This is a genomic window from Laedolimicola ammoniilytica, assembly GCF_025567165.1.
GTDB lineage: Bacteria > Bacillota > Clostridia > Lachnospirales > Lachnospiraceae > Laedolimicola > Laedolimicola ammoniilytica.
This window is the reverse complement of the sequence record NZ_JAOQKC010000019.1, coordinates 39,572-66,206: the sequence shown is the minus strand read 5'-3', so window position 1 is coordinate 66,206 and position 26,635 is coordinate 39,572. Positions and strand designations below refer to the sequence as shown.

The 26,635-nt window shown below is 45.1% G+C and carries 26 protein-coding genes and 1 pseudogene; 5 read left to right on the top strand and 22 right to left on the bottom strand.

The genetic code is table 11. From position 1 onward, the window contains the following. Positions 1-66: 66 nt before the first annotated feature. The 12 genes and pseudogenes from OCV63_RS13065 to OCV63_RS13010 all read right to left on the bottom strand — a co-directional run bounded on the left by OCV63_RS13065 (position 67) and on the right by OCV63_RS13010 (position 8,036). Positions 67-1,602 carry an IS66-like element ISRob1 family transposase gene (locus OCV63_RS13065; protein ID WP_158364534.1) on the bottom strand — a complete coding sequence of 512 codons (1,536 nt, stop codon included), beginning with the start codon at positions 1,600-1,602 and terminating at the stop codon, positions 67-69. A 66-nt stretch (positions 1,603-1,668) separates the two neighbouring features. Then, the gene (gene tnpB, locus OCV63_RS13060) at positions 1,669-2,019 is read right to left on the bottom strand and encodes an IS66 family insertion sequence element accessory protein TnpB (RefSeq protein WP_158526524.1); all 351 of its coding nucleotides are present in this window, start codon (positions 2,017-2,019) and stop codon (positions 1,669-1,671) included. Positions 2,020-2,033: 14 nt separating this feature from the next. Further along, the gene (gene tnpA, locus OCV63_RS13055) at positions 2,034-2,432 is read right to left on the bottom strand and encodes an IS66 family insertion sequence element accessory protein TnpA (protein WP_158364544.1); all 399 of its coding nucleotides are present in this window, start codon (positions 2,430-2,432) and stop codon (positions 2,034-2,036) included. Between the two features lie 125 nt (positions 2,433-2,557). Next, positions 2,558-3,046: a hypothetical protein gene (locus tag OCV63_RS13050; protein WP_158364532.1), complete on the bottom strand. Its 489-nt coding sequence runs from the start codon at positions 3,044-3,046 to the stop codon at positions 2,558-2,560. 27 nt (positions 3,047-3,073) lie between these two features. Continuing rightward, positions 3,074-3,442 (bottom strand): hypothetical protein, encoded by a 369-nt coding sequence (locus OCV63_RS13045; protein WP_262670867.1) that lies wholly within the window; start codon positions 3,440-3,442, stop codon positions 3,074-3,076. A gap of 83 nt (positions 3,443-3,525) precedes the next feature. Next, on the bottom strand, positions 3,526-3,960 hold the full coding sequence (locus OCV63_RS13040) for a hypothetical protein (RefSeq protein WP_015552611.1): 435 nt from the start codon (positions 3,958-3,960) through the stop codon (positions 3,526-3,528). A gap of 71 nt (positions 3,961-4,031) precedes the next feature. Beyond that, entirely contained in the window at positions 4,032-4,409 is a 378-nt protein-coding gene (locus OCV63_RS13035; RefSeq protein ID WP_158364530.1) for a TnpV protein, read from the bottom strand. A gap of 365 nt (positions 4,410-4,774) precedes the next feature. Then, positions 4,775-5,974, bottom strand: coding sequence for a site-specific integrase (locus OCV63_RS13030; protein ID WP_158364528.1), 1,200 nt, complete (start codon positions 5,972-5,974; stop codon positions 4,775-4,777). Between the two features lie 134 nt (positions 5,975-6,108). Then, positions 6,109-6,318, bottom strand: a complete 210-nt coding sequence (locus tag OCV63_RS13025) for a MerR family transcriptional regulator (protein WP_004844954.1) — start codon at positions 6,316-6,318, stop codon at positions 6,109-6,111. After that, positions 6,315-7,122: pseudogene (locus OCV63_RS17650) on the bottom strand (ATP-binding protein). Before OCV63_RS17650 ends, OCV63_RS13025 begins: the two are co-directional and overlap by 4 nt. Beyond that, the gene (locus OCV63_RS13015; protein WP_158364526.1) at positions 7,122-7,649 is read right to left on the bottom strand and encodes a replication initiator protein A; all 528 of its coding nucleotides are present in this window, start codon (positions 7,647-7,649) and stop codon (positions 7,122-7,124) included. The pseudogene OCV63_RS17650 and the gene OCV63_RS13015 overlap by 1 nt, the downstream one beginning before the upstream one ends. Positions 7,650-7,772: 123 nt before the next feature. Continuing rightward, entirely contained in the window at positions 7,773-8,036 is a 264-nt protein-coding gene (locus tag OCV63_RS13010) for a hypothetical protein (protein ID WP_262670866.1), read from the bottom strand. Between the two features lie 431 nt (positions 8,037-8,467). On the opposite strand from OCV63_RS13010, the gene OCV63_RS13005 reads away from it, so the two are divergent. Next, positions 8,468-9,805, top strand: a complete 1,338-nt coding sequence (locus OCV63_RS13005; protein ID WP_158364524.1) for an MATE family efflux transporter — start codon at positions 8,468-8,470, stop codon at positions 9,803-9,805. On the opposite strand, the gene OCV63_RS17780 is transcribed toward OCV63_RS13005, so the two are convergent. The 6 genes from OCV63_RS17780 to OCV63_RS12980 all read right to left on the bottom strand — a co-directional run bounded on the left by OCV63_RS17780 (position 9,778) and on the right by OCV63_RS12980 (position 16,771). After that, on the bottom strand, positions 9,778-10,104 hold the full coding sequence (locus OCV63_RS17780; RefSeq protein ID WP_158364522.1) for a helix-turn-helix domain-containing protein: 327 nt from the start codon (positions 10,102-10,104) through the stop codon (positions 9,778-9,780). The genes OCV63_RS13005 and OCV63_RS17780 overlap by 28 nt on opposite strands. A 535-nt stretch (positions 10,105-10,639) precedes the next feature. Then, positions 10,640-10,966: an ATP-binding protein gene (locus OCV63_RS13000; protein ID WP_262670865.1), complete on the bottom strand. Its 327-nt coding sequence runs from the start codon at positions 10,964-10,966 to the stop codon at positions 10,640-10,642. A gap of 748 nt (positions 10,967-11,714) precedes the next feature. Beyond that, positions 11,715-13,877 (bottom strand): ATP-binding protein, encoded by a 2,163-nt coding sequence (locus tag OCV63_RS12995; RefSeq protein WP_158364520.1) that lies wholly within the window; start codon positions 13,875-13,877, stop codon positions 11,715-11,717. Then, complete coding sequence (locus tag OCV63_RS12990) at positions 13,861-14,676, bottom strand: substrate-binding periplasmic protein (protein WP_158364518.1); 816 nt, start codon at positions 14,674-14,676, stop codon at positions 13,861-13,863. Before OCV63_RS12990 ends, OCV63_RS12995 begins: the two co-directional genes overlap by 17 nt. 259 nt (positions 14,677-14,935) lie before the next feature. Further along, the gene (locus OCV63_RS12985) at positions 14,936-16,054 is read right to left on the bottom strand and encodes a hypothetical protein (protein ID WP_158364514.1); all 1,119 of its coding nucleotides are present in this window, start codon (positions 16,052-16,054) and stop codon (positions 14,936-14,938) included. Positions 16,055-16,108: 54 nt separating this feature from the next. Next, the gene (locus tag OCV63_RS12980) at positions 16,109-16,771 is read right to left on the bottom strand and encodes a Crp/Fnr family transcriptional regulator (protein ID WP_158364512.1); all 663 of its coding nucleotides are present in this window, start codon (positions 16,769-16,771) and stop codon (positions 16,109-16,111) included. Between the two features lie 84 nt (positions 16,772-16,855). On the opposite strand from OCV63_RS12980, the gene OCV63_RS12975 reads away from it, so the two are divergent. After that, complete coding sequence (locus OCV63_RS12975) at positions 16,856-17,566, top strand: 4Fe-4S dicluster domain-containing protein (protein WP_158364510.1); 711 nt, start codon at positions 16,856-16,858, stop codon at positions 17,564-17,566. 66 nt (positions 17,567-17,632) lie between these two features. Beyond that, a complete protein-coding gene (hcp, locus tag OCV63_RS12970; RefSeq protein WP_262670864.1) occupies positions 17,633-19,228 on the top strand; it encodes a hydroxylamine reductase in 1,596 nt (531 codons plus the stop codon). Positions 19,229-19,303: 75 nt separating this feature from the next. On the opposite strand, the gene OCV63_RS12965 is transcribed toward hcp, so the two are convergent. Next, entirely contained in the window at positions 19,304-20,011 is a 708-nt protein-coding gene (locus OCV63_RS12965) for a hypothetical protein (protein WP_262670863.1), read from the bottom strand. Between the two features lie 476 nt (positions 20,012-20,487). Here OCV63_RS12965 and OCV63_RS12960 point away from each other — a divergent pair, with 476 nt between their 5' ends. Then, positions 20,488-21,861 (top strand): MATE family efflux transporter, encoded by a 1,374-nt coding sequence (locus OCV63_RS12960; protein WP_158364508.1) that lies wholly within the window; start codon positions 20,488-20,490, stop codon positions 21,859-21,861. Here OCV63_RS12960 and gnd read toward each other — a convergent pair. After that, positions 21,849-23,300, bottom strand: coding sequence for a decarboxylating NADP(+)-dependent phosphogluconate dehydrogenase (gene gnd, locus OCV63_RS12955; RefSeq protein WP_158364506.1), 1,452 nt, complete (start codon positions 23,298-23,300; stop codon positions 21,849-21,851). The genes OCV63_RS12960 and gnd overlap by 13 nt on opposite strands. 160 nt (positions 23,301-23,460) lie before the next feature. On the opposite strand from gnd, the gene OCV63_RS12950 reads away from it, so the two are divergent. Continuing rightward, positions 23,461-24,312 carry a MurR/RpiR family transcriptional regulator gene (locus tag OCV63_RS12950; protein ID WP_158364504.1) on the top strand — a complete coding sequence of 284 codons (852 nt, stop codon included), beginning with the start codon at positions 23,461-23,463 and terminating at the stop codon, positions 24,310-24,312. A gap of 89 nt (positions 24,313-24,401) precedes the next feature. Here the strand turns inward: OCV63_RS12950 and OCV63_RS12945 are convergent, their stop codons facing one another. Then, complete coding sequence (locus tag OCV63_RS12945; protein WP_158364502.1) at positions 24,402-25,889, bottom strand: AAA family ATPase; 1,488 nt, start codon at positions 25,887-25,889, stop codon at positions 24,402-24,404. Between the two features lie 28 nt (positions 25,890-25,917). After that, entirely contained in the window at positions 25,918-26,568 is a 651-nt protein-coding gene (locus tag OCV63_RS12940) for a LemA family protein (RefSeq protein WP_262670862.1), read from the bottom strand. Positions 26,569-26,635 lie beyond the last annotated feature (67 nt).

Sequence of the window (26,635 nt, the reverse complement as noted above, 5' to 3'; positions counted from 1 at the left end):
GTAAGCGTCAAATAAAACAGTGTATAGAAAAATAACCGTCAGCCTTTTATACTAAAAGGTCAACGGTTATCGACAGAATTCTTTTACAAGAGGATTCCAAGGCAGATAATCATCCAGATATTCAGGATGTTCAAGAAAAGCACTCCCCGGCATGTCGGACAGGATATATTTTATATATTTCATCGGGGCAAGCCCATTCGCTTTCGCTGTCTCTACCAGTGTATAGATTCCTGCACTGGCTTCCGCCCCTTTCGGACTGCCGGAGAACAGCCAGTTCTTTCTGCCGATCACAAAGGGACGGATACAGTTTTCTGCAAGCGAATTACTGATGGAACAATTCCCGTCTTCCAGATAATTCCAAAAATCTTCACGGTTATTTAAGGCGTAATGAAAAGCTTTTGAAAGTTTGGATTTCGGCAGCTCTCCGATGGCACTTTTTTCTGCCCATGACCAAAAAGCCTCGAGAAGCGGTTTCTCGCGGATAAGACGTTCTTTTTTCTTCTGATCAGGAGGGAGCGCCTCCAACTCTGACTCTATGTTAAAGAGTTGATTCAGACGGAGGATTGCTTCCGCAGGTTTTGATGCTTCCGAATTATGGATGTCTTTTGGGAGCGCATCCACGAAAGCCCGGCGCAGATGCGTATAGCAAAGACATCTTTTTACTCCTGAAACTGCATTGTATCCGGAGTAAGCGTCTGTATGGATATAACCTTCATATTCCCTCAGAAACGCTTCCGGATATTTCCCGCTTCGTCCCGGCTGGTACTCGAAGTAGCGGATGGGATTTACAGCATCTCTGATGCTACAGTAAACCCACATATAGGAATCGGACGTATTTTTCCGTCCCGGTTCTTTCAGCACCTGTACATGTGTTTCATCGATATGAAGGTATCTCTGTTTCAGAAGTTCCAGCTTCAGACGGTGGACGATGTGTACAAGCCAGTCCCGATAGACAACCAGAAGCCAGTTTGACAGAGTCGCTCTGCTTAAACGTAATCCCAAAGCCTCCCATTCTTTTTCCTGTCTGTACAGCGGGATGCTTAATTCAAACTTCTGGTGGATGAGCCAGGTGATGGTAGATGCAGATGCCAGAGAATGCAGGACGGGAGGATATGGCACCGGAGCCTTCTCCATATAAGGAGTTCCGTTTTTCCGGCACGACCTGCATTCATACGTTTCCCGGTAATGGTCAATCACCTTGAGTTTTGCAGGGATAAACTGTACTTCCGTGCGGACGAATTCTTCCCCTACTTTCACCATCGTACTCCCGCAGTTATCGCATATCTGTTCCCTTTCATCTATGGTATGGAGTACTTTGCTGTGAGGGAGATTTTTTACCAGTTCTTCCCGCTGACCGGTGTACTTCCTTTTACGTAGGTGCTTCTCTATCTCAACAAGCTCCGGTTCGTGTGCATCAGGATCCGCACAGGTTTCGATTTCATTAAAAAGAGACATCTGCCCCTCGATTTCGAGAGTAGATGTCTTCTCGGATTTTGTTCCATAAAGTTTACGGGTCAGGAAATCAACCTGCTCTTTCAGGAGCCGGACCTGCTGTTCCAGTTCTTTGATATGATTTTTATACTCCTGTTCCGTAGCTGACATAACCTGAAAACCCTTTCGCTTCGATAGGATTATTATACCATAGAATCGTCAGATTTCCCAGCATTTCTAAGGATTTTCAGTATTTTCAGACTTATGCGGGAGCCATTTCTGAACCGCCTTTGGCTGCTCCGGGTTCAAACCTTCCAGAAGCCAGCGCAGCTGCTGATCAGAAATCTGTTTTGCTTCTTCGCCGGTCCGCGGCCATTGGAGACGTCCGTTTTCGTACCGTTTGTATAAAAGGCAGAAACCGTCTCCCTCGTAATGGACTGCTTTGATCCGGTCAGCCCTCTTTCCACAGAACAGGAATAAGGAATTGCTGTAAGGATCCAGTTTGAAGTTGTACTGGATGATATCCAGCAAGCCATTGAGCTGCTTCCTCATATCGGTGTAGCCGCATCGGATATAGATTTTCTCCACATGGGAAAGCTCTCCTAACATGACTGCACGGCTTTCAGAATGTTTTCCAGCATCTGGGCAGATGTGCCTTCATAAAGTTCTACTGTTATGGATCCGATATGAAGTATGGCTGCAGGAGTGGAACGGGAAATGTTTCTGTCCGGAAGTGAAAGCTCCGCAAACTCAGCCGGGGATTCCGTTAAAGTAGTTGACTGTTGGTCTGTACACATGTGGATGCCGTTTTTCTTGCGGGGCAGTTCTTCCAGGGCAAGCTTTCGAATTTTGGAAAGCCAGTAATAATAACTTTTCAAAGAGATATCGTGTTGTTCACACCAGATCTGATTTGTCAGTCCGGAGGCCCTGCATTGCCGTATTACATCCAGCCAGTATTGAAGTTTCACCTGTTTGTCTGGAGTCAAAGAAGAAAGATCCATAAGCCTGCTCCTTAGATTAGATTTAGAGTTTTTAGAGTCAACTCCCAAAACTCTAATCAATAGTTTACATGCAACAGCCAGAAATTTCGATACACCCTCTTATTGGACGCTTACCTTAGAAGTTACTATTTGACTTCCTTTGTGATTTCAGTTGTCTCTAATTGCACTTGATAAGTGTTTTCTTCTCCTCTCAAATTGGTTGTTTTCAATTCAAACCACAAATTATCCGTCAACTTATCAGCATCTCTATCTTTGAGAATGTCACCATAAATTTTTCCAATATTTCCAGATAAATCTATTGTCCCACCTGTCTGGTCATCAACACTATTAGAAAGCAAAGGTTCTTTTTCACTTCCATTGATATAAATGGTAGTTGAATATGTGGTAATATCGCCAAAATCATCTGATGTCACTTTCAAATCGCCACCATAGCAAATTTCATCTTTGCCATCTAAAATAATTACACCATTCGACACAGAAATATATTCATTTTCTCCGCTAAATGAATATACCTTTAAGGACTGTTCTTCATTGTTTTCGGAGGAAATGTTGCACCCTGCAAGCAGAACCGCACAAGCAAGCAACGATAACGTAGCTGCCATTATTTTTTTCATAAAATTGTCTCCTTGTCAAACTTGAAATTATTTAATTCTCTGTGTACCTAATTGTAATTGTTCAACTGCTATTTTTGCTTTATTGTCATCTTCCTTTTGGAGATTTTCTATTTCCGAACTCCGAATAGTCAAAATGATTTCGTCCCCCACCTGTAAATCATCAAGAGTTATATCTACAACATCTTGTGTATCATAATTACAATAAATCATAGGAATTTGGGAACAATCAATAAGACAATCATCCCCTAAAACACCTTCTTCTCCGCTATCTTTTGTGGTTATGATTTTATTTTCTTTATCAATTTCTGTTATTATCGCATTGACACCTAAAGTAAGTGGTTCGTTGTTTGTTGTCCAGAACACGCAACTAAAGTAAACGCACAAATGAATATACATAATGCCATTATCATTTTTTTCATCATAAGTTCCTCCAAATTCCGATTTTTGTTCTATTTGCTCCCCGATATACTGGAATTGATTTACTTTGTTTGTAAATCTTCCAGAAAGAAAATTCCCTCTGTTAGGTTGATAAACATATCCTTGTCCTTGATTACATGAATTTTATTGTTCCACCAGACAGTAGTGTTATTAGCGGAGATTGTTTTGCTTGTTCCATCCTTAAGAAAATAAGTAATTGTAATAGTAGGTTCTTCTTCGCTATTCACTTTCTCAAATAAATCATATTTCAGAAATCCCGTTAGCTTTAAGGCTAATTCAATATCCTCACGGCTTGAAATTTCTTTAACATCATCTGTGACACTCGGATACGTGATATTTACAGACTGAATATTATTTATGCGAGGCAATCTCCAAAGATACATACCATTCGTAAATATGTTGATTCCAACAATCAAAACTGTCATAACTATCACTTCTATCAAAAATCGAATAAGACATTTGAAAATCTTGTTCATCTATTTATCCTCCAATCTTGATTTCTCCTGCTTCCAAAATCCCGTTTTGTCATAATCATTCTATCACACCGTTATGAATAAATCCTCTCATGCAAAATAATTTCTTCTGCCCGGTTGTGAATGTTATTGCAACGCTGCACCCATTCCATTTGAGAAGTGCGCTTTAATTCCTCTGTCACGCCCTCGGCAGCTTTCATCTGTTCCATGATAGTGTCTAACCGTTCCTGTGCCTGTTCGTTCAGGTCTGCAAGATATGTCCATAGCTCTCCGGTCAGTATCAATGTGTTCAATCTGGCTGGGTGGACTTCTCTTAAATATTCCCGGTGCATCCGTCCATACTTTCCGATGGGGCGGTGTTCTTCCGGCAGCTTCAAGTCTGGGATGTAGTAATCTCCGACAAGGATATAGTCAATTCCGTTTTCCGTTATTCTTGGTTTCAATTCGCTCATATTTTTAATCTCCTCATTCTGGCCCATTTTTTTGCAAGTCTGACTCTCCAGAAATATTGGTAAATCTTTGGTAAATTTGAGATTGAAACACAAAAAACGCTTAAAATCGAGGGTTATGAGACGATTTGAGACGTTTCATCATGCCCGGTAAATCCTACCGTGGCAGATAAAGAGCACTTTTATCATTGTTGCATAACCTCGCATTTCTTAGTTTTTCTTGGTATTTCGGGCTTTGTAAGCCTTTGTAAATTTTTGTTTTCTGGCATAACCTGGTTTATTTTCGCATAATATCGTCCGCAAAAGGTGTAAAATAAGGTGTATGTTTTTCTATTTTACACCTTGCTATTTTCAATTAAAAATTGTAATTACACAACCTGAATCCGGGCAACTTCTTCCCTGGCATCCTCAAGATTTACATGCGTATATGTATTCAGCGTTACGCTGATATCTGAGTGGCCCATCAAATATTGCAATGCTTTTGGATTCATTCCGGATTTTGCCATATTTGAGCAATAGGTGTGCCGACATACATGCGGTGTGATAACACTCATCTGTACTTTGTAAGTATTATTATATTTCTGAATGATGTGTTGAAAGTAATGCTCCCAGTGCAGAGAATAACAAATACTTCCGTTTTTATCAAAGTATAAGAATCCACTTTTTCCATCTACCATAGGCTCTGCTTTGGGCGGGTTTCGTTTTTCTATTATTTTCTGAAAGCATTCCTCTACATCCGCAGTCATAGGTATCTTTCTCGTTCCGCTGGTTGTTTTAGTCTCTTGAATATAATATCCGATTTTTGATTTTTTCTGCAATTGATGATCGATGTTGATCGTATGCTCCTTAAAATCAATATCAGGAATCGTTAAACCACAAAATTCCGAGATTCGAAGGCCGGTTTTAAATAATATGTAGATTTCCTCATAATACCTGCAAAAATGAGGATCCTCCTTCACAAATTGTAAAAACTTACGCTCCTCCGCTCTGCTGATTGCCTCTCTTGTCACACTGTCATTCACGACCACTTCCATTAGCTGAAACTGAAATGGGTTTTTCCTGATCAGGTCATCGTCCACCGCCAACTGAAATGCCGGACGAAGGACTCCTCGGATCGAATGGATGGAACTATAGCTTTTCTTTTCTACCTGCTGAAGATGTATCAGCCAACATTTTGCATCCGAAATCCGAACCGTATCAATCCTTCTTTTTCCAAATGGATCTTTCTTCAATATATTGATAACTGTTCCGTATCCTGCAACTGTAGTAGGTCTGACACCGGTTTTGGTTGATATATATTTTTCAACCAGTTCCAGCACTGTCATATTTCCGCCATTTGTTGCAATCTGCTCGAAATGATCCGCCTGAATTTTCTTCTCCATCTCTCGAAGCGACAAAGTACGGTGCTTTCCTTTCGGAGTTGCATCGTTATGGTCTAAACGCCAGCTATATACGCAGCGCTTCTTTCCCATCTCATCGACATACTTAAATCGATATCTGTCATCAGATAACTGTATTTCTCCATTGTGTAATATACGTCCTCTATGATCTCTCCTTTTTTCACTCATAATATTTCGTCTCCTTCATTAAATGCTCATTTAACTTGGAAGACCGTCTCGGTTTATTCATTATACCACAAGACCTTCTCTTCGCTAAGATAAAATGAACATTATTTTCATTACTATTTCTTCTATTCTGTCACTTAAACTGTACTGGCTGTGTCCAGATAATCTTCAAATAATTTTCTTTTGAACCGGATATGCGAACCAACTTCCAAAATAAAATCTGCTCCTTCATTTTCACCTGCGATTTGTCTCAATCTCTTTTCTCCAATTCCGTAATATTCTGCTGCTTCGGAAACATTTAAAGAATATTTCTTCCAAACAGGTATTGTTTTTTCTGTATGATTCATTCGCATTCCTCCTTCCCTCTGTTTGTGTTCAACAGCGTTTTCGCTTTCTCCATTTTCATACTTGCAATCGCTTCTCGTTTGCTTGTGCCTCCAACATACACGGGTGTACACATTTCTAAAATACGGTCATAGATACGTCTTTTATCTAACATGGTCTCGCTTTTTATTTCTTTCAGCGGAAGATTGGTCGTAATGATCAAAGGTCGTCCCGAACGGATCCTGCGGTCTATGACGCTAAAAATAATTCCTAACGCATATTCTGAATTTCGTTCCACACCAAGATCATCAATAATCAAAAGCTGATATGAAGCCAATGCATTCCGCTTTGTCTGCCAGTGGAAATATATCATCGATAATGGTATTGAAATTTGTCATCTTTACTGTTACTTCCTGCTTTAGAAGTTCATTGGCAATACACCCGGCAATATAACTTTTCCCGGTACCAACCGGTCCCCAGAACAAACAGCCTATATGGTTTCTTTTCATTTCATCCCAGTTATCAACATAGCTTTTAGCCTTATGTATTACAGCATCTGACATATCCGCATTTTCAAATGTCCACTCTTCCATTCTGCTCTCGTCAAAACAGATGCTCGTATTTCTACTGACTAATTCTCGGTATTCTTTGTCTTTAAAATATTTTTGTTCTTCTTCATATGCTTTTCTGTCACAGGCACATTGCCTGGAATGTTTCTTCATCCCCATAAAGCCACCCTCGGGGAAAAAAGCTTCTTTCGCTTCCCCACAGACTTTGCAGTATTGCAAACCATCACTGCCTACACATACGGTATCTTCTTCTCTCATCACAAACTCTCTCCTTTTCCATAGTAATAATTTACTTCATGATATTTATTTCTTTTATATTTCTCAGTTACTTTACTAGGTGCCACATTTCCGACTCCTGCACAGCCATTTTTACGACCAGATGAAGGTTGCTTTTCCGACTCTGTTGCAACCATCTTTTCAACCGCCTTATCGTCAACCGGCTGTAAACCTATCTCATCAGATGGAATTTTTACATATAAATGATTAGGTTTTGAAAAACCACCAGATCTGCGAACCAATAGTCCCACATCATCTAATTCCTTCAATGCTGTTTTTACAGAAGATTTACATTTGCCGATTTGAGCAGACAATTCCTCTATCGGAAAAATCAGATAAACATTTCCATACTTGTCTATCCAACTATTCATTCTCGATATCCGTGCCCGGTCATACAAAATCATATAAAGGAATTTTGCAGTTTGAGAAATTCGCAGTTTTAGCAAAAACTTCGGAAACTGGAAGTACTGAAGCATCTGCTCTGACTCCTTCATGTATTCATATTTCATTCTTTTCTCGCCTCGTTTCTGTTTCTAACTGTTGTAAAAATCATTTTTATGCCGGCTCAAAAAATGTCCTTACACATATTCAAAAGATGAAGGGCATAAATACAGGCTCTTGATGAAAATTTTTTATTTTTCCTGCAAAAAATACCCTTTCATTAATACGAAACGCTGAGAGGCATTTTTACAGCCCCCTGAGGAAAATTTTTTATTTTTTCGGTTAATTGAATACTTAAAAACAAAAAAACACTCACCTATTCCAGGTGAATGCCTTATCAAAATTTCCTTATTTTGTTGTCTGTGACGCTTATCCAGATATGCCTGCATATCTGCTAAAATATAATTGCCAGCAATTATATTTTCACGTGGGTATGGGGACGTAATCCCAATCAAGGTCTGCTACTCGTAAGTAATACAAAATTGTCAAAATGACAATACTGTAATACACGGGTGGATCTTGCTCTGGTATTTTCTCCTCATCAAATCGGTTTGTGATATTTGGATGCTACTCTAAAAATATTATGATGTTCACTAATCATTATGAACTCTTGTCTTTTAAGCATATCTTTATTAGATTTATATGTCATTTTATGATAGAATTAATTTTGAAGAGGAGGTATTATTATAGACTATTTATCGGCAGCAAAAATGAGATATTATTCAAAAGATAACTCTGAAAACATCATAAAAAATTTAAACAAGAAACTTTCTGCTAATATTTCAGCATAGTAATGTCATAGAAAAAGTATCATTTCAGTAGTAAAATACTGGCTAAAAGCAGACAGTATTTGGAGAGTACCGTTTAGACATCAGGAGGTAACATAATGGGTAAGAACACGACAAATGATATGACGCAGGGAAACTGCATGCGTTTACTGGTACAGTTTTTTCTGCCGATCCTGGCAGGAAATCTGTTTCAGCAGTTATACAGCTTTGCAGACTCTATGGTGGTGGGAAAAGGAATTGGCGATACGGCACTTGCAGCAGTCGGAAATACCAGTTCCGTACATTTTCTGATCATTGGTTTCGCAATTGGGCTGACAGGAGGATTGGGAATCTGTATTTCTCAGTCTTTTGGAAGTGGCAATTATGAAAAACTTCGTAAGGAGCTGGCAATGTCTGTCTGGATCTGTCTGGCTATTGGGATTGTGATCACAGTGGTAAGTCTGGCCTTCATGCGGCAATTATTTACATTTCTCCATACACCGGAAGACCTGATGACGGAAACACTGCAATATTTCGGAACAATTCTTGCGGGAACCACCATTACAATTTTTAATAATTTTGCCATGACACTTCTGCGTTCTGTCGGAAACAGCCGGGTGCCTCTGGTTGCAATGATAATTTCTGCCACTGCTAATGTTCTGATGGATCTGTTATTCGTTTTTCCGCTGCATATGGGTGTTTTTGGCGCAGCGTTAGCCACTGTTCTGGCACAGGTTCTGTCTGCGCTTTACTGCTGTTACTACATAGGAAGGGAAAAAAATCTGATCCCGAAAAAAACGGACTGGAAACCACAGAGTGTAATCATCAAAAGACTGACATTGAAAGGTCTGCCTGTTGCCGTTATGAATTCTGTCACTGCAGTGGGTGGAATGGTATTGCAGACATTTGTCAACAATATGGGAACAAGCTATGTGGCTGCCTATGCGGCATGCACCAAGATCCTCAGTCTTTTTGAACAGCCGGCAAATACAGTGGGCCTGGCACTTCTTACTTTTGTGGGACAGAATTATGGTGCCAGAAAAAAGGAGCGGATACGTACCGGTATCCGGGAAGGAGTTATCCTGACGATCCTGATAAATATTCCACTGGCTTTGATGTTGCTGTGTATTCCTGAGTTTCTGACTTCTTTCATGTTGAATGATGCGTCGATTATTTCTTACACAAGAGATTTTCTGGCGGTTACAGGCATCTGTCTGTTTCCTCTGGGATGGCTGTTTGTGTTCCGCAACGGGTGTCAGGGCATGGGACATACGTTTGTTCCGATGCTTTCAGGAGTCCTGGAAGTGTCTCTTCGAGTGGTCATGGTAAAGCTGCTGACTCCATATCTGGCTTTTTGTGGTGTTGCTCTGGCAGAAGTATCTGCCTGGATCGGCGCCTGGATCATGTTGATGATCACTTACTGGATCTATCAGGAAAGAACGGATTCTTTTCGGTAAGTCTGAGGAGAACATCCTACCTTGGTGCGAAACTGTCGATTGAAATTTGAAAGGTTATGAAATCCGGTATCGAAAGCAATGTCGGAGATACTGCGATCCGTATTGCGCAGAAGGTCGCATGCTGATCGGATACGTACCTGATTCAGATATTCAATGGCTCCGAGACCGAAATTCTGTTTGAAACAGTTCATAAAGTAACTGCTGCTCATATGAGCGATCTTTGCCAGCTGCTCTATGGTGACAGATTCAGAATGATGTTTCTGTATATAAGTGAGAACAGGCCGAAGTGTTTCGGTCATCCGGGATTCTGTCGAAACCGTGTGTTCGGTGCAGAGTCCCGGTGTCGATGCCAGCAGATAAAATAAGCGAAGCAGTTCGCTTTTCAGTAACAGATCAGACGTTGCAAGATTTTTGTGTGCACACTACATAATAGTCCGGACCGAATCATGGAGTTCATGATACCCCGGGGGTTCCTGAGATACAGGGACCAGAACTCTTCGTCTGCCAGATTTTATGTAATTTAATTCCATTTCACTGTGCCAGTGCAGCGGTACACTCGTAAAATAATCCGGTATACCGCAGTCATAGTAACTGTATGGAACCTGAATGGATCCGTGCTGGCACTTTTCTTTTATCGCATAAAGATTCTGATGACGCAGATACGCAACAAGAACCTTTTTCAACAGGTCTGCTGTAATCTTAGTAGCCCGAATACAGAACGTGACCGTTTTCTGAGTTACCTCTTCCTGCATAACTTTTCCCTCCTTTCAGCGATTCAACTGCTGTCCAGATCAATAATCATGGCAATCACCCCCTTTAATGGAAAAAGACAGATTAACCGGTAATCAGGTTCTGCACCTGTACGAGTTTTTCTGTCCCTTCTTCTTTTCTCTTATCTTCTCCACCACAATAGATGGGAACACACATTTCAAGTATTCTACTGTAAATACGCTGATGGGCAGTATCCAAATCTGTGGATTTCATTTCATTCAGTCCCAGATTCGTTGTTACGATCAGCGGAAGCATTTTACAATAACGGCTATCTATCACATTATAGACCTGCTCCAAAGCAAACTCGGAATTTCGTTCTATTCCTAAATCATCAATAATCAGCAGCGGATAATCCACAAGATTTTGTATGATCTGGTTCTTACCAAACATATCTTATTCTCCATTGTAAAAATTATACATCTCTTACAATCATATATTATTTTAAAATGCTTTTTTCCGCAAGAGCTTTTAACAATTAAACAACCTTTATCTTCTTACCTAACTATCCATTTGTACCGTTCTATTTTATAACTACTATATGGTAGGTGTATACCGTCAGATAAATTCCTATAAACCTCAAATATTCTTTCAAATTACAAATTAATACATTATATCATCTAATAAGTTTTACTTTCATTTTCCCACATGATCATGAGGCTTTTTCATTCAAATTGTGCGATTATATGTAAAAAGCGTAGGATTTCTCCCACGCATTTATATTATTATTTCAGCTTTTCCAATCCGATCTTCCAAAGGTGTAAATAAGGTGTAAATTCTACATTTCCATCCAAGGAACCCAATAAACTCAAGGCTTTTGCTCCGTCCCTTAAACACTACCGTGGCAGATAAATAAGATTTTTACCATTTTTTGTAACTCCTTATATCTTTGTATAAAACCTGAATATCCTTGTATGTAAGCCAATCTTACAGGATTTCTGACATAGAACTGAAACATGGAATCTTGCTTTTCTTTTCAATTCGTTTCAAGTCTTCTTATATTTTTCTCTGCAATATTGGTAAATTCGTTGGTAAAAATCAGAAGTTTACCAACGGGGTGTTTAACCGGTCGCTACCCGGTTCAATTCTTCCTTTGCATCATCTACAATCAGTATTTTTTGTCTTTTATCCATATTTTTCATCATCCTACCAATTTATGAATTACCTTTACCAGTAATTTCACATCAACAGGCTTAGCAACATGTTCATCCATCCCTGCTTCTTTTGCCCTTATTCTGTCCTCCGTAAACGCATTTGCTGTCATTGCAATAATCGGTATTTTCTTTGCATCCTCTCTGTCCAGAGAACGGATCATCTTTGTAGCTTCATAACCATTCACGACCGGCATCATAATATCCATAAGAATGACATCAAATTCACCAGGTTCACTTTTTCCGAATATCTCAACAGCTTCCTGACCATTCCATGCTTTGGTCACCTCAGCGCCTTCATTCTGAAGCACAAATTCTGCAATTTCCATGTTCAGTTCATTGTCTTCTGCCAGAAGAATATGCAGCCCCTTTATAGATTTTTCTGATACATCCTTCTGTTCTTCACGTTTGTCCGCATCCGGATCTATTTTGAACGGAACCCTGATCACAAATGTAGTTCCCATACCTTCTTTACTTTCAAAGGTAATCGTTCCACCCATTTTCTCGACCAGATTCTTTGCAATCGCCATTCCCAGACCTGTTCCTGCAAATTTTGTGCGGCTTCCTGTGTGTTCCTGTGCAAATGGTTCAAATACACATTTCTGGAACTCCTCAGTCATTCCGATTCCGGTATCCCGGCAGACAAATTCCATTGTGGTCATTTCCGGCTGTTCGGATGGAATTTCCATGCAGCTGATATAGATCTGTCCGTTTTCTCTGTTATATTTCACTGCATTCGACAGGACATTCATCATCACCCGTTTCACATATCCCGGACTTCCAATAAAATTCCGGTGTGTGATTTCTTTTTTCTCCCACACAATCTGGATATTCTGTTCTGCAGTCATCTGTTCGATCACAACAAATACTTCCCTGGAAATACTGCTCAGATTAAATGGGATCTCTTCCAGAACGATTTCACCTGACTCAAGCTTACTCATGTCCAGGACATCATTTACCAGTTCCAGCAACAGATTGGATGCCTCTTTCACCTTTGTTCTGTATTCCGTCTGTTTCTCCATATCATCTGCATAATGGTCTGCCATATTGACTATGCCGCAGATTCCATTGATCGGAGTCCGTATATCATGGCTCATTCGCTGAAAGAACTCGGTTTTTGCCTCATTGGCGGCTTCTGCCTTTTTTGCAGCTATCAGAAGTTCTGCCTTATATTTTTCGTCTTTTTCCTGTTCCATTTTCTGATGCGTCAGATTCGTTCTGTATGCCCAGAACCAGAATATACTGAATATCAGGAAATAAAGAAAAATAACGCTTATCATATTTAATGGAAGGTTATGGAACACCGCTGTATCCGGAAGATACGCATAGATATAATAATCACGCTGCTTCAGCATAATTCCATAACATCCGGTTCCTTCATTCTTCAAATGATAAATGTGCTGACTGTCTGTATGTTTTTTCATTTCCTGAACAACTTCGTTGTCGGCTGTATTCTGCCCTAACAGGCTCTGATCATTGCTGGCAACCACGATCCCATCGTCTGCAACAATAATCGTTCCATCTTTCTGGACACTATAGCCATTTAAAAGCCCCTGTATTGTCAGGGTATAGTTTCTGGCAAATTCAGGAGAAGTGTAATAGTAGATTGCTACAATACCTGGTGCATCTTTTCTGGCACAGGCTGCAATGTCGATATGTGATCCATCTTTCCTGTCAAATCGTTCCGAATAAGTTCTTTCATCATATCCGGCAAAATCCATGATACTATCTTTTTGCAGATACTCTGTAATCTCATTTGCCAGAAATTCATTCGTACTGTATTCACAATCCATCTTTCCTTCTGTATCCAGTACAATGATGCCATCCACCCAGAGAGTCTGCAGGTTTTCTTTCAGAAAATCCTCGCTTAGCTGCCCGCCGTTTTCTGTTTCCATGTTAATATTTGTACTCATCTGTCTGGCACTTTCAATAGCACGGAGAAGACTTTTGGATTCCGAAGATTCATTATAATGGGTGTAGGTGGAACACTGCACTTTGACATAATTTACAATCTCTACCATTCTTTTCTCTGCTTCCGCTTTCTCCGCCTGAAAGAAATAAAACAGAGAAACTACTGCCACACAGATTCCGATCAGACCACCGATCAGCTGGATTCGTTTTTCTTTTTTCTTTCTCTTAATATCCAAGATCATCCACCTCCAAATATTTCTGGGGATCATCCAGATATTTTTCAATAATTTTCAGGGATGTGCCATCCTGACGCATTTCTTCCAAAGTCTGGCTCATCTGCTCACAGATTCCTCTGTCATCATCTTTTGCAAAAGCGACACCTATTCCGGTGATCATCAAAGGTTCTTCCAGGATACGGAAGCTTGCATCATAATCCTTCATATACTGAACAATCGATTCCTCATGTGCGGCGACTGCATCTACATATCCTTTTCTCAGAAATGTATAGATCAGCTCCCTGTGTCCCAGGCTGATCAGATTGCCCAGCTTTGGGATTCTCGCATCCGTCCGGTTCAGAAAAATGCCTTCCGGTTTGGTTGTGGACTGAACAGCCAGGTTTTTACCCTCCAGGTCACTCAGTTTATAAATATCACTGTTCTCATTTACAGCGACCACCTGACGACTTGCTATGTACGGTCCTGCCCAACGGTAATCATCAAGACGCCCTTCCATAGAAAAACAGCCCATGATACAGTCAATCTCTCCGCTCTCCACCAGTTCTTTTTTCTTCTCCCAGTTAATCCGGACAACATCCACCTGATACCCCATTCTTTTAAAAGCTTCCGTAGCCAGTTCTACATCGATTCCCGTCGGTACACCATCCTCATTCAGATAATTGTATGGTGGATAGTTGTCGCTGCCGAGGGTAATAACAGGCTTTTCGTTTTCTTCTTTCGTGTTGCCTGTGTTTTTGCACCCTGCCAGGGTGACTACTAAAATTCCTGCAAGCAGAATGCCTGCAATCACTCTTTTTCCTTTCATATTCTTTCTATCCCTAACTATCCTTTTCGATTCTTTTATGTCTGATTACTTTCCATTTATCACTGTTCAATGCCCTGCGGATTGCCCTCGTTGCCTCATAGCCATTCATAACTGGCATCTGCACATCCATCAGGAGTATGTAAGCCAATCTTTCCCTGTTGGTATGGCCAGCCACATGCAGATTGACCCTACGATTTTCTCTGAATTTCTGATTGCCCATGGCGATGAAAGCCTTGCTGCATACGCTGCAAGGACTGGTCTACTTTCCATCCACAAACACCGATATCTTAATTTCCGTCTCATCCCTCGTATAAACGATACCCTGAATGTATTTTCCATCGTCCGTTACGCCGCCCAGGAGGTTGTCGTAGCAGGTCTCACCCTGATACTGGTACTGTTTGACCAGCTGTGCGTGTTCCACTTCTTTTGTGTTCAATTTTTCTACCGGGAAATACACATAGACTTTGCCTGCGTTTGTATCCAGGGCATAAGCGTCCGATACCTGCTGCGCGTCCAGGAAGCCGTTTCCGTTCCAGTTTTCCTGTGGGTCTAAAACGGTCTTTTTAAGGCTGACCTGCTCCTCCGGCTGTTCGGTGATCAGGATGACGCCGTCCTGTATTTTCTTTTCGCATTTTATAAAAGTATCTTCGCCTGCGCTGACCACACGGTATCCGTTCATCTGATACAATTGAGCTTCGATGCCATTTTCAATCGGCCAGCCTGACAGATTATAGTATGGCTGACGAATGGACTGACAGGCCTCCCGGCTCTCGTAGTCCGCGAACAAAAGCGTGTCCACGCCAGTCTTCTGGCTTATCTCGGATGCAGGAAGCTGGGACGCGTCCTGATTTATATAGGAAATCATGGCTCTCGCAGAGCCATCCTGAAGGATTTCCGCCAGGTTCTCCCCGTCAAAAAATGCATGAATCATGCCATTCTTTTCCTCTTTTATCGTTCCATATTCTCCGTAGCACAGAAAGGCACTCTCTGCCGGAACCTCGGTAACGTCGTATACTTCCCGCTTGAACGCTGCGGTAATCTCCTGGAACTGATAATTGTCGATTCCATCTGCATTCTTCCCATCTCCGGAAATGACAACGGAAAATTCTTCTCCCTGATAGTTCATTTTCACGAACACATTCCCCGTGGGAGAAGGGGAAAAATCCGGTATCGGGCCGGAACCGTACTTCTCGCAGGTCACTTTCCGGATCTCTGCGTGGATCCCGTACTTCTCTTCGATGTAATTTTCCGCGTTTTCGCGCCCCTGCTTTTCATAGCGCTTCATCGCTTCTTTTTCCTCTTTCGTATAGCCGCAGCCCGCCAGAGCAATCATCAAAAAACCAAGGATACTATAGTAACCTGTTTTTCTTATTTTCATACTTTTCTCCACCATACCGTTTTTTTAATCATTCCATTTTCTGTCCGCAAACTTCTATATCCGCAGCCTGAAATGATTCTTCCGAAACTCCACCATCCCCTCATCCCGCATTTTCCCCAGCTCCAACGACAGGCCGCTTCGCTCCACCGCCAGATAATCTGCCAGCTGCTGACGGGAAAAGGGGATGTCGAATTCGTAGCTGTCGGCGCGCTGGGACATGGCGGACAGATAAGACATGAGCTTGGCACGGGTGGTGCGCTGGCACATGTGGGTGAGTTTTTCGCTGATATGCAGGTTGTTGCCCGCCAATTCTCCCAGGAGGTTTCGGATGACCTGATTGTGGTGGGCACAGGCTGAGGAGCAGACGGTCAGGATTCTCTTTACGTTCAGAAACATCACCTTTACAGGCGCCTCGGCCACGACACTCACATTCAGCACGGCTCCCTGGGCACAGGCGAAAGCGGCTGCAAAGGTCTGGCCGGGACCTGCCTTGGACTGGATATTCCGATTGCCCCAGATGTCTTCCTGAATAATCAGTACCGTTCCGGATAAAATAAGTCCGACAGACTCTGTCCTGTCTCCGGCTCGAAGCAGGAAACTTCCCTTTGGATAGCTTTCTGTCTTTGCGTCCAGACAGGTCAGCATCGAAAGCAGCTCCGCCTCCGTCACTCCGGAAAAAAGCTGCGCAGATCGAAGGATGGATAAATATTCCTCCATAAAAATCTCCTTTTGTTGAATTTTCAACCGATTTGTTACGTTCATTTTATTATACTAGCCTCATAAAAGCAAGGAGGTAAACACATGAAACGACGAATCATTGAGATTGATCCGGATAAATGCAACGGCTGCGGCGCCTGTGCCGCTGCCTGCCACGAAGGCGCCATCGCCATGGTGGATGGCAAAGCAAAGCTTATGCGGGATGATTACTGCGACGGACTGGGCGACTGTCTCCCCACCTGCCCCACCGGAGCCATTACCTTCGTGGAACGGGAGACTGCCGCATACGACGAGGCAGCCGTCCTGAAAAATAAAAAACGAAAGATGCAAAAGGAAGGCCTGTCCCTGCCCTGTGGCTGTCCCGGAACCCAATCCAGAAAAATCGAGCATTCCGAATGTGACACGCCGGAAACGGCTCCCACAGAACAGAAAAGCCGCCTGTGCCAGTGGCCGGTACAGATTAAATTAGTGCCTGCGAACGCGCCTTATTTCTCTGGTGCAAAGCTTTTAATCGCAGCGGATTGCACTGCCTACGCCTATGCGGCCTTTCATGAGCGCTTCATCAAAGGCCATATTACCCTGGTAGGATGCCCGAAGCTGGATGATGTAGATTATTCCGGGAAGCTGACCGAAATTATCCGTCACAACGATATCAAAAGCGTCACCATCGTCCGCATGGAGGTTCCCTGCTGTGGCGGTCTGGAGCACGCGGCGGTTACAGCTTTGAAGAACAGTGGGAAATTCATTCCGTGGCAGGTATATACCATTTCCACGGATGGAAGAAGCTTAGATTAAAATCCCCTACGGGGATACCTGTATGCGCTAAGAACACGCGCGAATGAAGGAAAGGAGAATTTTCAAATGGATCACAATATGTTTTGCTTTCAGTGCGAACAGACCGCCGGCTGCTCCGGCTGTACCGGAAAAGCGGGCGTCTGTGGGAAAACTGCCGATGTGGCGAAGCTTCAGGACGAGCTGACCGGCGCGCTCATCGGACTGGCCCGGGCTACAGGTGGCGCCACCGTGACCACGCCGGACACCTGGCCCATTTTCATCGAAGGCCTTTTCACCACGGTCACCAACGTAAACTTCAATGAGAAAACCATCCGGGCTATGCTAGATCGGGTAGAGACCGAAAAGGCAAAGCTGGCTCCGGGCTGCTCTGCCTGCGCTTCCAGCTGTGGTCGAAGTGATAACTATGACATGAATGAGCTCTGGAACGCCCAAGAGGATATCCGCAGCCTCAAGTCCCTCATTCTCTTCGGCGTCCGCGGTATGGCTGCCTACGCCCACCACGCCATGGTGCTGGGCTACATGGACGACGAGGTAAATCGGTTCTTCGCCAAAGCGCTTTTCGCCGTGGGCGAGGACTGGGGCATGGATGAGCTGCTTCCCATCGTCATGGAAGTGGGTGAGAAAAACCTGAAGTGCATGGCCCTTCTTGACCAGGCCAACACCGAAACCTATGGTACTCCGGCACCCACGACCGTGCCCCTGACCGTAGAAAAAGGCCCCTTCATCGTCATTACCGGCCACGATCTCCACGATCTGAAGCTGCTCCTGGAGCAGACCGAGGGCAAAGGCATCAACATCTACACCCATGGGGAAATGCTGCCTGCCCACGGTTATCCCAAGCTTAAGAAATACGCTCACCTGAAGGGTAATTTCGGCACCGCATGGCAGAATCAGCAGAAAGAATTTGCAAATCTGCCCGCGCCGATTCTCTTCACCACCAACTGCCTGATGCCGCCAAAGCCCAGCTACGCGGATCGTGTATACACGACCGCCCTGGTATCCTATCCGGAAATGACCCATATCGGCGGGGAGAAGGACTTTACTCCGGTTATCAAAAAGGCCCTGGAGCTTGGCGGCTACACCGAGGATCAAGATTTCACCGGCATCAACGGTGGCCATACCGTCACCACCGGCTTTGGACACGGCGCGGTGCTCAGCGTGGCGGACAAGGTCATTGACGCTGTGAAGGCGGGGGATATCAGGCATTTCTTCCTGGTGGGCGGCTGCGACGGCGCGCGTCCCGGACGCAGTTATTTTACCGATTTTGTAAAGCAGACCCCTGCGGATACCGTAATCCTGACTCTGGCCTGTGGAAAATACCGTTTCAATGATCTGGATCTGGGTACCATCGGCGGACTGCCCCGGATCATGGATATCGGTCAGTGTAATGACGCTTACAGCGCGATTCAGATCGCAGTGGCCCTGGCGGAGGCCTTCGGCTGCGGCGTGAACGACCTGCCCCTGTCCATGGTGCTTTCCTGGTACGAGCAGAAAGCAGTCTGCATCCTGCTGACCCTGCTGCATCTGGGGATTAAAAATATCCGGCTCGGCCCCACCCTCCCGGCTTTCCTGTCGCCGAATGTGCTGAATTATCTGGTGGAGCACTTCGGCATCGCGCCGGTTACGACGCCGGAGGCGGATTTGAAGGAGCTTTTGAAATAAAATAAATCCATTTATAAAAAGCATGACGGAAAGTTTCTCTAAACTCTGCGTCATGCTTTTCCTTTTTTCTATCTTTCATCCTTTTTTCTGATATTTCGACCGAATCAGCCACTTCTGATCAATCTTCCGCACCCCGTCCTCAAACCGGATATGCAGATTCACCGAACCCGTCTTCTGCTCCACCTTTTCCACCCTGCCGTGGCCGAATTTCGGATGGGCCACCAGCTCGCCGATCTCATACTGAATCACGCTGTCCCTGGTCTTCTTATGCTCCTGCTCCCGTCGGTATCGATCCCGCAGGGGAACCGTCCTATCGTGAATCGGGCTTTTCAGGGCCTTCTCATAATTATGCTTCATCAACGCCTCGCCCGCTTTATAATAGGGCGTCGGCGCGGCGCCCACCAGGGAACAGCAGTATTTCCAGGCGCTGCCATGGATCCCGGGCTGCCACTGATACTGCTTCGGAATCGCCATATGATACTGCATGTAATGCGCGTATTCGTGGCGATAGAGATCCGTCCGGTCCTCTTTGCTCAGCGGATTCTTCACCGCATAGCCGATAAAAAGCAGAGAAAAATGAAAATGCTCCTTCTCATTGTGGCTGCCCCGGGTATAAGAGCCCAGGCAGTCTGTGTCCATACCGAAGGTAATCGGCACCTTCGCCCCCTGCAGATGGAATTTCCGGTCAAGCTGCTCGTAAAGATTCTGAATCTGCGCCCGCAGAATCGGAATTTCTTTTTCCAGATTGGCTTTTAAAAATAAATTCTCTTCAAAATTTTCCATAGCTGTTCCTCAAATTCTCGTTCTCTGCCGTCTCATTCACACGCCCTGCGGACGCATTTCCCGGAGCCCGCCTTATAACTGCCCTTCCCTCACCATTTTCCGCCAGGTGTATACGAAGTACAGGATCTCAGCCACCGATGTGATGGTCCAGGAGAAGAAATACAGCAGATAAAGTGACGGAATCGTATGAAAATACGCAAAAATCGTGTAAATCCATGTAATTGGTAACTTTACTCATTGTAAATCTCTCCCATACAGACGAGACCGTCCTATATCAGAGCATACTATTTCCTTATTCATTTGTAAATACTGAGATTTAGCCGGACTGCTCTGTGTTTCTGAAACTGTATTTCTGAACACGGTATTTCCAAATCTTCTATTTTCCAATGAAAAAAAGCGTGCTATACTAAATGCCGAAAGCCGAGCTTCCACACTGCTGCTTTGCTTCCCGATTTTTCTCTGAGGTGATTTATAAAATGAAACGCATTGATTTTGAAAATGGAAAAATAATCGAAAATATCCTGCAGGCCGCCCTGCCCATGCTGGTGGCGCAGCTTCTGACTCTGCTTTATAATATTGTAGACCGTATCTACATCGCCCGTATCCCGGGCGTGGGAACCGCCGCTCTGGGTGCTGTGGGTCTGTGCTTCCCGATCATCGTCATCATCACGGCCTTCAGCAATCTCTTCGGCACCGGCGGCGCGCCCCTGTTTTCCATTGCGCGAGGTCGTAAGGATCCGGAACAGGCGGGCATGCTTCTCAATACCGCGTTCTTTCTGCTGTCCGTCTGCGCTCTGGTTTTAATGGCAGTCGGTCTTGCATTCGCCCGGCCGATTCTGGTGCTGTTCGGAGCGTCCGACAGTGCGCTCATTTACGCGTACCCCTATCTGATGATCTATCTTTTAGGAACCTTTCCCTCCATGCTCACCACAGGGATGAACCCTTTCATCAACGCCCAGGGGTATTCCACGACCGGTATGTTATCTGTCGTCATTGGTGCCGCTGCCAACCTGATTCTGGATCCGGTTTTCATTTTTATCTTCAGACTCGGCGCTCCCGGCGCAGCCATTGCTACCATTATATCTCAGTTTCTGTCAGCTTCCTTTGTTCTGCATTTTCTTCGTAAAAAAGCGGAATTCAAAATCCGGTTTCTGACCCCGGAAGAGATCCGGCACTGCGGATCCTGCGCAGCTAATATCGTCAGCCTGGGAACTGCCGGATTTATCATGCAGCTCACCAACAGCTTGGTCAGCATCTGCTGCAACAGCGTGCTTGCCGTGACCGGCGGAGATATCTACATCTCTGTGATGACGATCATTTCCAGTATCCGGCAAATGGTAGAAACCCCTATCCATGCCATGACAGAGGGCTCCTCACCTGTTATCAGCTACAATTACGGTGCACGCAGACCGGAGCAGGTAAAACAGGCCAGTATTACTATGGCTGTAATGGCACTTATCTATACGCTGAGTATGTGGCTTGTGATTCTTTTCGCTCCTCACTTTTTAATCAGTATTTTCAGCTCTGATGCCAGCCTTCTGACTGATACCATTCCGGCCCTGAAACTGTACTTTTCAGCCTTTATCTTCATGCTGCTCCAGTACATCGGCCAGACCATGTTCAAATCTCTGGGGAAAAAGAAGCAGGCTGTATTCTTCTCTCTGTTGCGAAAAGTCATCATTGTCGTGCCGCTGACCTATTTTCTTCCCTACGGACTGAGGCTCGGCACCGACGGTGTCTTCCTGGCAGAGCCTGTCAGCAATGTCATCGGTGGAAGTCTGTGCTTCCTTGTGATGCTGCTGACGGTTCTGCCAGAATTAAAATCTATGAAGCAGAATCAGACGTTATAGCTTCCGGCTGCCGTACTTCCGGAATGTCCGGTCCAGTTCGTATGGAACATCTGACCCCTCGGGCTGTCGATCCGCTCATAGCAATGCGCGCCGAAATAATCTCTCTGGGCCTGCAGCAGATTGGCCGGAAGGTTTTCACAGGTATAACTGTCGAACCAGAACAGAGCCGCGCTCATGGCCGGAAGCGGAATTCCGTTTATTGCGCCTGCAGCTACCACCTTTCTCCAGGATTCCAGTGAGGATTCGATGGCTTCTTTGAAATACGGATCCAGAATCAGGTTCTGCAGCTCCGGGTTCTTATCATAGGCTTCCTTGATTTTACCCAGAAACACGCTTCGAATGATACAGCCGCCCCGCCAGATCAGCGCGATATCGCCGTAGTTCAGCTTCCAGCCATAATGCTCCGCAGCCGTTTTCATCAGAGAATATCCCTGGGCGTAGGAAATGATTTTTGCGGCGTAAAGGGCTTTTCGAATCTGTTCTACAAAAGTTTTTTTGTCTTCGATGATTTTTCCGCATTTTCTTCCGTAGGCAGCGGACGCCTCCATGCGCTCCTCCTTCCGGGCAGCCACGCAGCGGGCCGACACTGCCTCGCTGATCAGCGTCAGCGGAATGCCCTCCTCCAGCGCAGATTCGCTGGTCCATTTTCCAGTTCCCTTCTGGCCTGCCGTATCCAGAATCTGATCGACCACGGCTTCGCCCTTCTCATCCCGGAAGCCCAGAATATCCCGGGTAATCTCCATCAGATAGCTGTCAAGCTCCGTCTCATTCCATTTTGCGAAGACCTCGTGCATCTCATCCGGCGTCATGCCCAGACCGTCGCGCATGAGCTGGTAGGCCTCGCAGATCAGCTGCATATCGCCATACTCGATTCCATTATGAACCATCTTTACAAAATGACCTGCTCCATCGTCGCCAATCCATTCGCAGCAGGGAACATCGCCGTCCACCTTCGCGCTGATGGCCATAAAAATCGGTTTGACTGCCTCCCAGGCCTGCGGATTTCCGCCGGGCATCAGGCAGGGACCATGAAGGGCTCCCTCCTCGCCGCCGGACACGCCGGTTCCAATATAGCAGAGTCCTTTTTCCGTGAGCTCCCTGGTTCTTCGAATCGTATCCTTGAAATAAGAATTGCCGCCGTCAATGATGATATCGCCCTCTTCCAACACCGGTACCAGCTGCGCAATCATATGATCCACAGCTTCTCCGGCGCGAATCATCAGCATGATTTTGCGCGGACGCTCCAGATTCTCCACCAGCTCCCCGATACTTTTACAGCCAATGATATGCTTTCCCTTTCCACGGCCATTTACAAAATTGTCCACCTTTTCTGTACTGCGGTTATATACCGCCACGGTAAAACCTCTGGATTCCATGTTCATCACCAGATTTTCGCCCATAACCGCCAGTCCAATCAGTCCGATATCCGCCTTTTTCATCGTAATTCTCCTTCTTTCCATGGTATTTTCTTTTTGTGTCCTCACTATATCAGAAAAATATTTTTTTGTAAATAATATTTCTAAAAAAACTTTTTTCGATTTACAGAATCCTTTTTTTATGCTACTCTTAAAAAAGAATGTACGGAAAATGGAGACTGCCATGAATCATCTTACTGTAAAAATGCGGATTAAAAGTACTTACCGCGATATGAACCCAAAAGAAAAACAAATTGCCGACTATATTCTTGCCAACATCAAGCTGGTTTCCCGAAGCAGCATCAGCGATCTGGCCCATAATCTGGGAGTCGCTGATTCTACCGTCTATCAATTTACCAAAAAACTGGGCTACGACGGCTTTAAGGACTTCAAGGTCAATCTGCTGACTGAGGAATTTGATTCCGAAATCTCCATTCATGAGAAGATTTCCGAACAGGACAGCCCGGACGCCATGCTGCAGAAAGTCTTCGACTCCAGTATCAAGGCTCTGGAGGATACCCGGCATATTGCCCAGGGCGGACAGTTTCAGAAGGCCGCCGCTCTCATGAGCAGTGCAGACCGGGTCTGGTTTTTCGGTATCGGCGGCTCCAATGCTGTGGCTTTCGACAGCTACCACAAGTTTCTGCGAAGTCCCATTCCCTGCGGGTATGCTTCGGATTATCATTTGCAGCTGATGAATGCGGGTCTGCTCACGGAAAAGGACTGCGCGTTTCTCATTTCCCATACCGGCCTCAACAAGGATACGCTGGCTATCGCAAGGCTTGCGAAGGAAAACGGGGCGAAGCTTATCGTCCTGACCAGTTACCCACTTTCCCCTCTGGCCAAAATGGCAGATATCGTACTGGTATCCACAGCGGAGGAGATTACCTGGCGCTCGGAATCTCTGTCCAGCCGCCTGTCGCAGCTGTGCATCATGGACGCCCTTTTTGTGATGATCATGTTCCACAATGAAGAAGGAGCCCACGAATCCTTGAAAAAGATCCGGCACGCGATTTCCTATACCAGAGAAAATTAAGTTTATTTCTTAGATTAAAATGACGCAGTTTCCCCGTTCCCGGGTACTCTGCGTCATCTTTCGTCTGAAAATCTTTATGAAATTATCAATTATCCCAGCAGTTCATTCACCATCTGCGCGTCAAACTGCACGGCTTTTACTCCATTAACCTCGATCTGGTACAGTGCGTTGGCCGCGATATGCTCCGCCGCCTGCTCCAGATCACGGATACCGGTGGTGTCCGCATACCTGGCAATGACCGCGTCCAGGCCCTCCGGCGTCACGATGCACTCGTCCTCCCGGAGGCTCATCCGCTTCAGTACCTTCGGCAGCGCGAATCTGGAAAAGATTACCTTTTTCTCCTCCTCCGTATAATCCGGAATATCAATCACCGCAAACCGGGACATCAGCGGCGCGCTGATCTGGCTCTTATCATTTGCTGTGGCAATGGGGTACACGCCTACGGTGGGCACCATACACTCCATATAGTTATCGGTGAAGCCCAGGTTATCCAGCAGCGTCAGCAGCACATCCGCCGGGTTGCCGTTGCCCTTTCCGGCGTTGGCCTTGTCCAGCTCATTGATGATGAATACCAGGTTGGATTCGCCCGACATGGAAAATGCTTCCATGATAATACCCGGCTTCGCGTTGGCGTATACACGGGAGCTTCCGGTCAGCTGCTCCGGATCGTTGATGGAGCTCATATCCAGGGTCGTCCACGGCAGCTTCAGGATCCGCGCCACCGCATAGGCAATCTGGGATTTTCCGGTTCCGGCCGGTCCCACCAGAAGCAGACCATAGGCGGGCAGGGTATGGGTACGGTTAATCTGTATAATTGTTTCGATAATGCGCTGCTTTACTTTCTCCATGCCGTAGAGCTCTTCATCGAGAATTCTGCGGGCCTCTGTCGGATCAATTGCCTCAAAATAATTACTCTTCCACTGAATATTCATCATGATGGACAGGGCTCTCTGGGCGTGGCGCTTCTCCTCAGGCGATACCTCATGGGAGCGGGCCACAGCCAGGTTTCTTCTGGCCCAGAGCTGAATATTGTCCGGCAGGGTACAGCCTGCGCAGGTCATGAAGTCCGTGATACTCTGAAGGCTGGTCAGCTTCATATCGTCGCCGACCTCGTCCCGATCTTCGTCCGTCTCCTCCTCCGAAGGCGCATTGCTGGAAAAAAGCCGATCAATCATGAACTGTAAAAATCCGTCCTCCGCGGAAAGCTTGGTTCCGCCGCCGAAGGCTGTCTCACGGATCCTGTATACCGCATAACCGTCCTCCCGGTTGGTGCCGGACAGGCGCACATGAATCTGATGCTCGCCCAGCCATTTGATCAGACTTACAAAACGGGCGTCAATCAGCAGAATATCCGCGTTGAATTTTCCATCCTCTTCCTTGAATTCAAAGGCTGTCTGCTTAGCCGGGTTGGTAAATACGCCGCAGGAATGATGATCCCACCGGCGCTTTTGATTGTCCAGCAGCAGAATCGGTTTTTCCGCGCTGGCTTCTCCCGCATTGGTACGATATGTGGTATAGGTGCACTCCGGCTCCTTCGGTGCTCCCGCAGGGGCGCTGTTAAAATCAAATACTGGCATGTCGTTACTCCTCTATCTCTGTTTTTATTTAAATTCCGAGTGCTTCGTCTGAGATCAATTCCCCGTCTCCGCTATCCTTGTAAAATTCCATATTTTCAAATCCGCATACATTACGAATGATACTAAATGGGAAACTGTGAATCGCCACATTATAATTTCCCACACAGGTGTTATATGTCAGCTTCTGTCCTGCCAGTCCATTTTCACATTCACGGATCTGACGGAGAAGCAGCTGTATATTCTCATTGGAACGCAGCTCCGGAAATTTTTCGACTGCCTGCTGAAATTCCGAACCATTTCGAATTTTTATCACCATTCCCTTTCCCTGGTTTCTGGCTTCTTCGATACCGGTATAAATTTTTTTCTCATGCTTCATATATTTATCTGCCACTCGGTTTGCCTTATCCAGCAGGCGATCTGATTTTTCCTCATAAACCTTTATGTCACTGAGCGCTTTTCTGGCTGTCTGCTGTGCTCTGTGAGCGCCATTATACTTAATGATCATCAGCACCAGAACACCCGTTACCGCTCCCAGCAAAATGGAAATGCCGCTTTGAAAATTGCTGATCTCCTGTTCTTCCGGTATGATGGACGCAAAAATAAAGAGCCACAGAATCCACCCCAAAATAATTGCCCCCATGAGCTGCACTAAGCCCATAAGCACATTTGATTTTTTCATGTGAATCTCCTCCTTCGTTTTCTTAGCTGTCCCATCCATTATACACATTTAGGAAAGCCGGTTCAAC

What these genes read in the sequence shown, in the direction of transcription:
- OCV63_RS13000 (WP_262670865.1), bottom strand. Translation starts at nt 10,966, where the DNA reads ATGTTTGGTAAGAACCAGATCATACAAAATCTTGTGGATTATCCGCTG.
- OCV63_RS13050 (WP_158364532.1), bottom strand. Translation starts at nt 3,046, where the DNA reads ATGAAAAAAATAATGGCAGCTACGTTATCGTTGCTTGCTTGTGCGGTT.
- OCV63_RS13005 (WP_158364524.1), top strand. Translation starts at nt 8,468, where the DNA reads ATGGGTAAGAACACGACAAATGATATGACGCAGGGAAACTGCATGCGT.
- OCV63_RS13030 (WP_158364528.1), bottom strand. Translation starts at nt 5,974, where the DNA reads ATGAGTGAAAAAAGGAGAGATCATAGAGGACGTATATTACACAATGGA.
- OCV63_RS12975 (WP_158364510.1), top strand. Translation starts at nt 16,856, where the DNA reads ATGAAACGACGAATCATTGAGATTGATCCGGATAAATGCAACGGCTGC.
- OCV63_RS12965 (WP_262670863.1), bottom strand. Translation starts at nt 20,011, where the DNA reads ATGGAAAATTTTGAAGAGAATTTATTTTTAAAAGCCAATCTGGAAAAA.
- OCV63_RS13065 (WP_158364534.1), bottom strand. Translation starts at nt 1,602, where the DNA reads ATGTCAGCTACGGAACAGGAGTATAAAAATCATATCAAAGAACTGGAA.
- OCV63_RS12995 (WP_158364520.1), bottom strand. Translation starts at nt 13,877, where the DNA reads ATGATCTTGGATATTAAGAGAAAGAAAAAAGAAAAACGAATCCAGCTG.
- tnpA (WP_158364544.1), bottom strand. Translation starts at nt 2,432, where the DNA reads ATGGATCTTTCTTCTTTGACTCCAGACAAACAGGTGAAACTTCAATAC.
- OCV63_RS17780 (WP_158364522.1), bottom strand. Translation starts at nt 10,104, where the DNA reads ATGACCGAAACACTTCGGCCTGTTCTCACTTATATACAGAAACATCAT.
- OCV63_RS13035 (WP_158364530.1), bottom strand. Translation starts at nt 4,409, where the DNA reads ATGAGCGAATTGAAACCAAGAATAACGGAAAACGGAATTGACTATATC.
- OCV63_RS13040 (WP_015552611.1), bottom strand. Translation starts at nt 3,960, where the DNA reads ATGAACAAGATTTTCAAATGTCTTATTCGATTTTTGATAGAAGTGATA.
- OCV63_RS12950 (WP_158364504.1), top strand. Translation starts at nt 23,461, where the DNA reads ATGAATCATCTTACTGTAAAAATGCGGATTAAAAGTACTTACCGCGAT.
- OCV63_RS12960 (WP_158364508.1), top strand. Translation starts at nt 20,488, where the DNA reads ATGAAACGCATTGATTTTGAAAATGGAAAAATAATCGAAAATATCCTG.
- OCV63_RS12980 (WP_158364512.1), bottom strand. Translation starts at nt 16,771, where the DNA reads ATGGAGGAATATTTATCCATCCTTCGATCTGCGCAGCTTTTTTCCGGA.
- OCV63_RS12985 (WP_158364514.1), bottom strand. Translation starts at nt 16,054, where the DNA reads ATGAAAATAAGAAAAACAGGTTACTATAGTATCCTTGGTTTTTTGATG.
- OCV63_RS12940 (WP_262670862.1), bottom strand. Translation starts at nt 26,568, where the DNA reads ATGAAAAAATCAAATGTGCTTATGGGCTTAGTGCAGCTCATGGGGGCA.
- OCV63_RS13015 (WP_158364526.1), bottom strand. Translation starts at nt 7,649, where the DNA reads ATGAAATATGAATACATGAAGGAGTCAGAGCAGATGCTTCAGTACTTC.
- OCV63_RS12990 (WP_158364518.1), bottom strand. Translation starts at nt 14,676, where the DNA reads ATGAAAGGAAAAAGAGTGATTGCAGGCATTCTGCTTGCAGGAATTTTA.
- OCV63_RS13025 (WP_004844954.1), bottom strand. Translation starts at nt 6,318, where the DNA reads ATGAATCATACAGAAAAAACAATACCTGTTTGGAAGAAATATTCTTTA.
- gnd (WP_158364506.1), bottom strand. Translation starts at nt 23,300, where the DNA reads ATGAAAAAGGCGGATATCGGACTGATTGGACTGGCGGTTATGGGCGAA.
- OCV63_RS12945 (WP_158364502.1), bottom strand. Translation starts at nt 25,889, where the DNA reads ATGCCAGTATTTGATTTTAACAGCGCCCCTGCGGGAGCACCGAAGGAG.
- OCV63_RS13045 (WP_262670867.1), bottom strand. Translation starts at nt 3,442, where the DNA reads ATGTATATTCATTTGTGCGTTTACTTTAGTTGCGTGTTCTGGACAACA.
- hcp (WP_262670864.1), top strand. Translation starts at nt 17,633, where the DNA reads ATGGATCACAATATGTTTTGCTTTCAGTGCGAACAGACCGCCGGCTGC.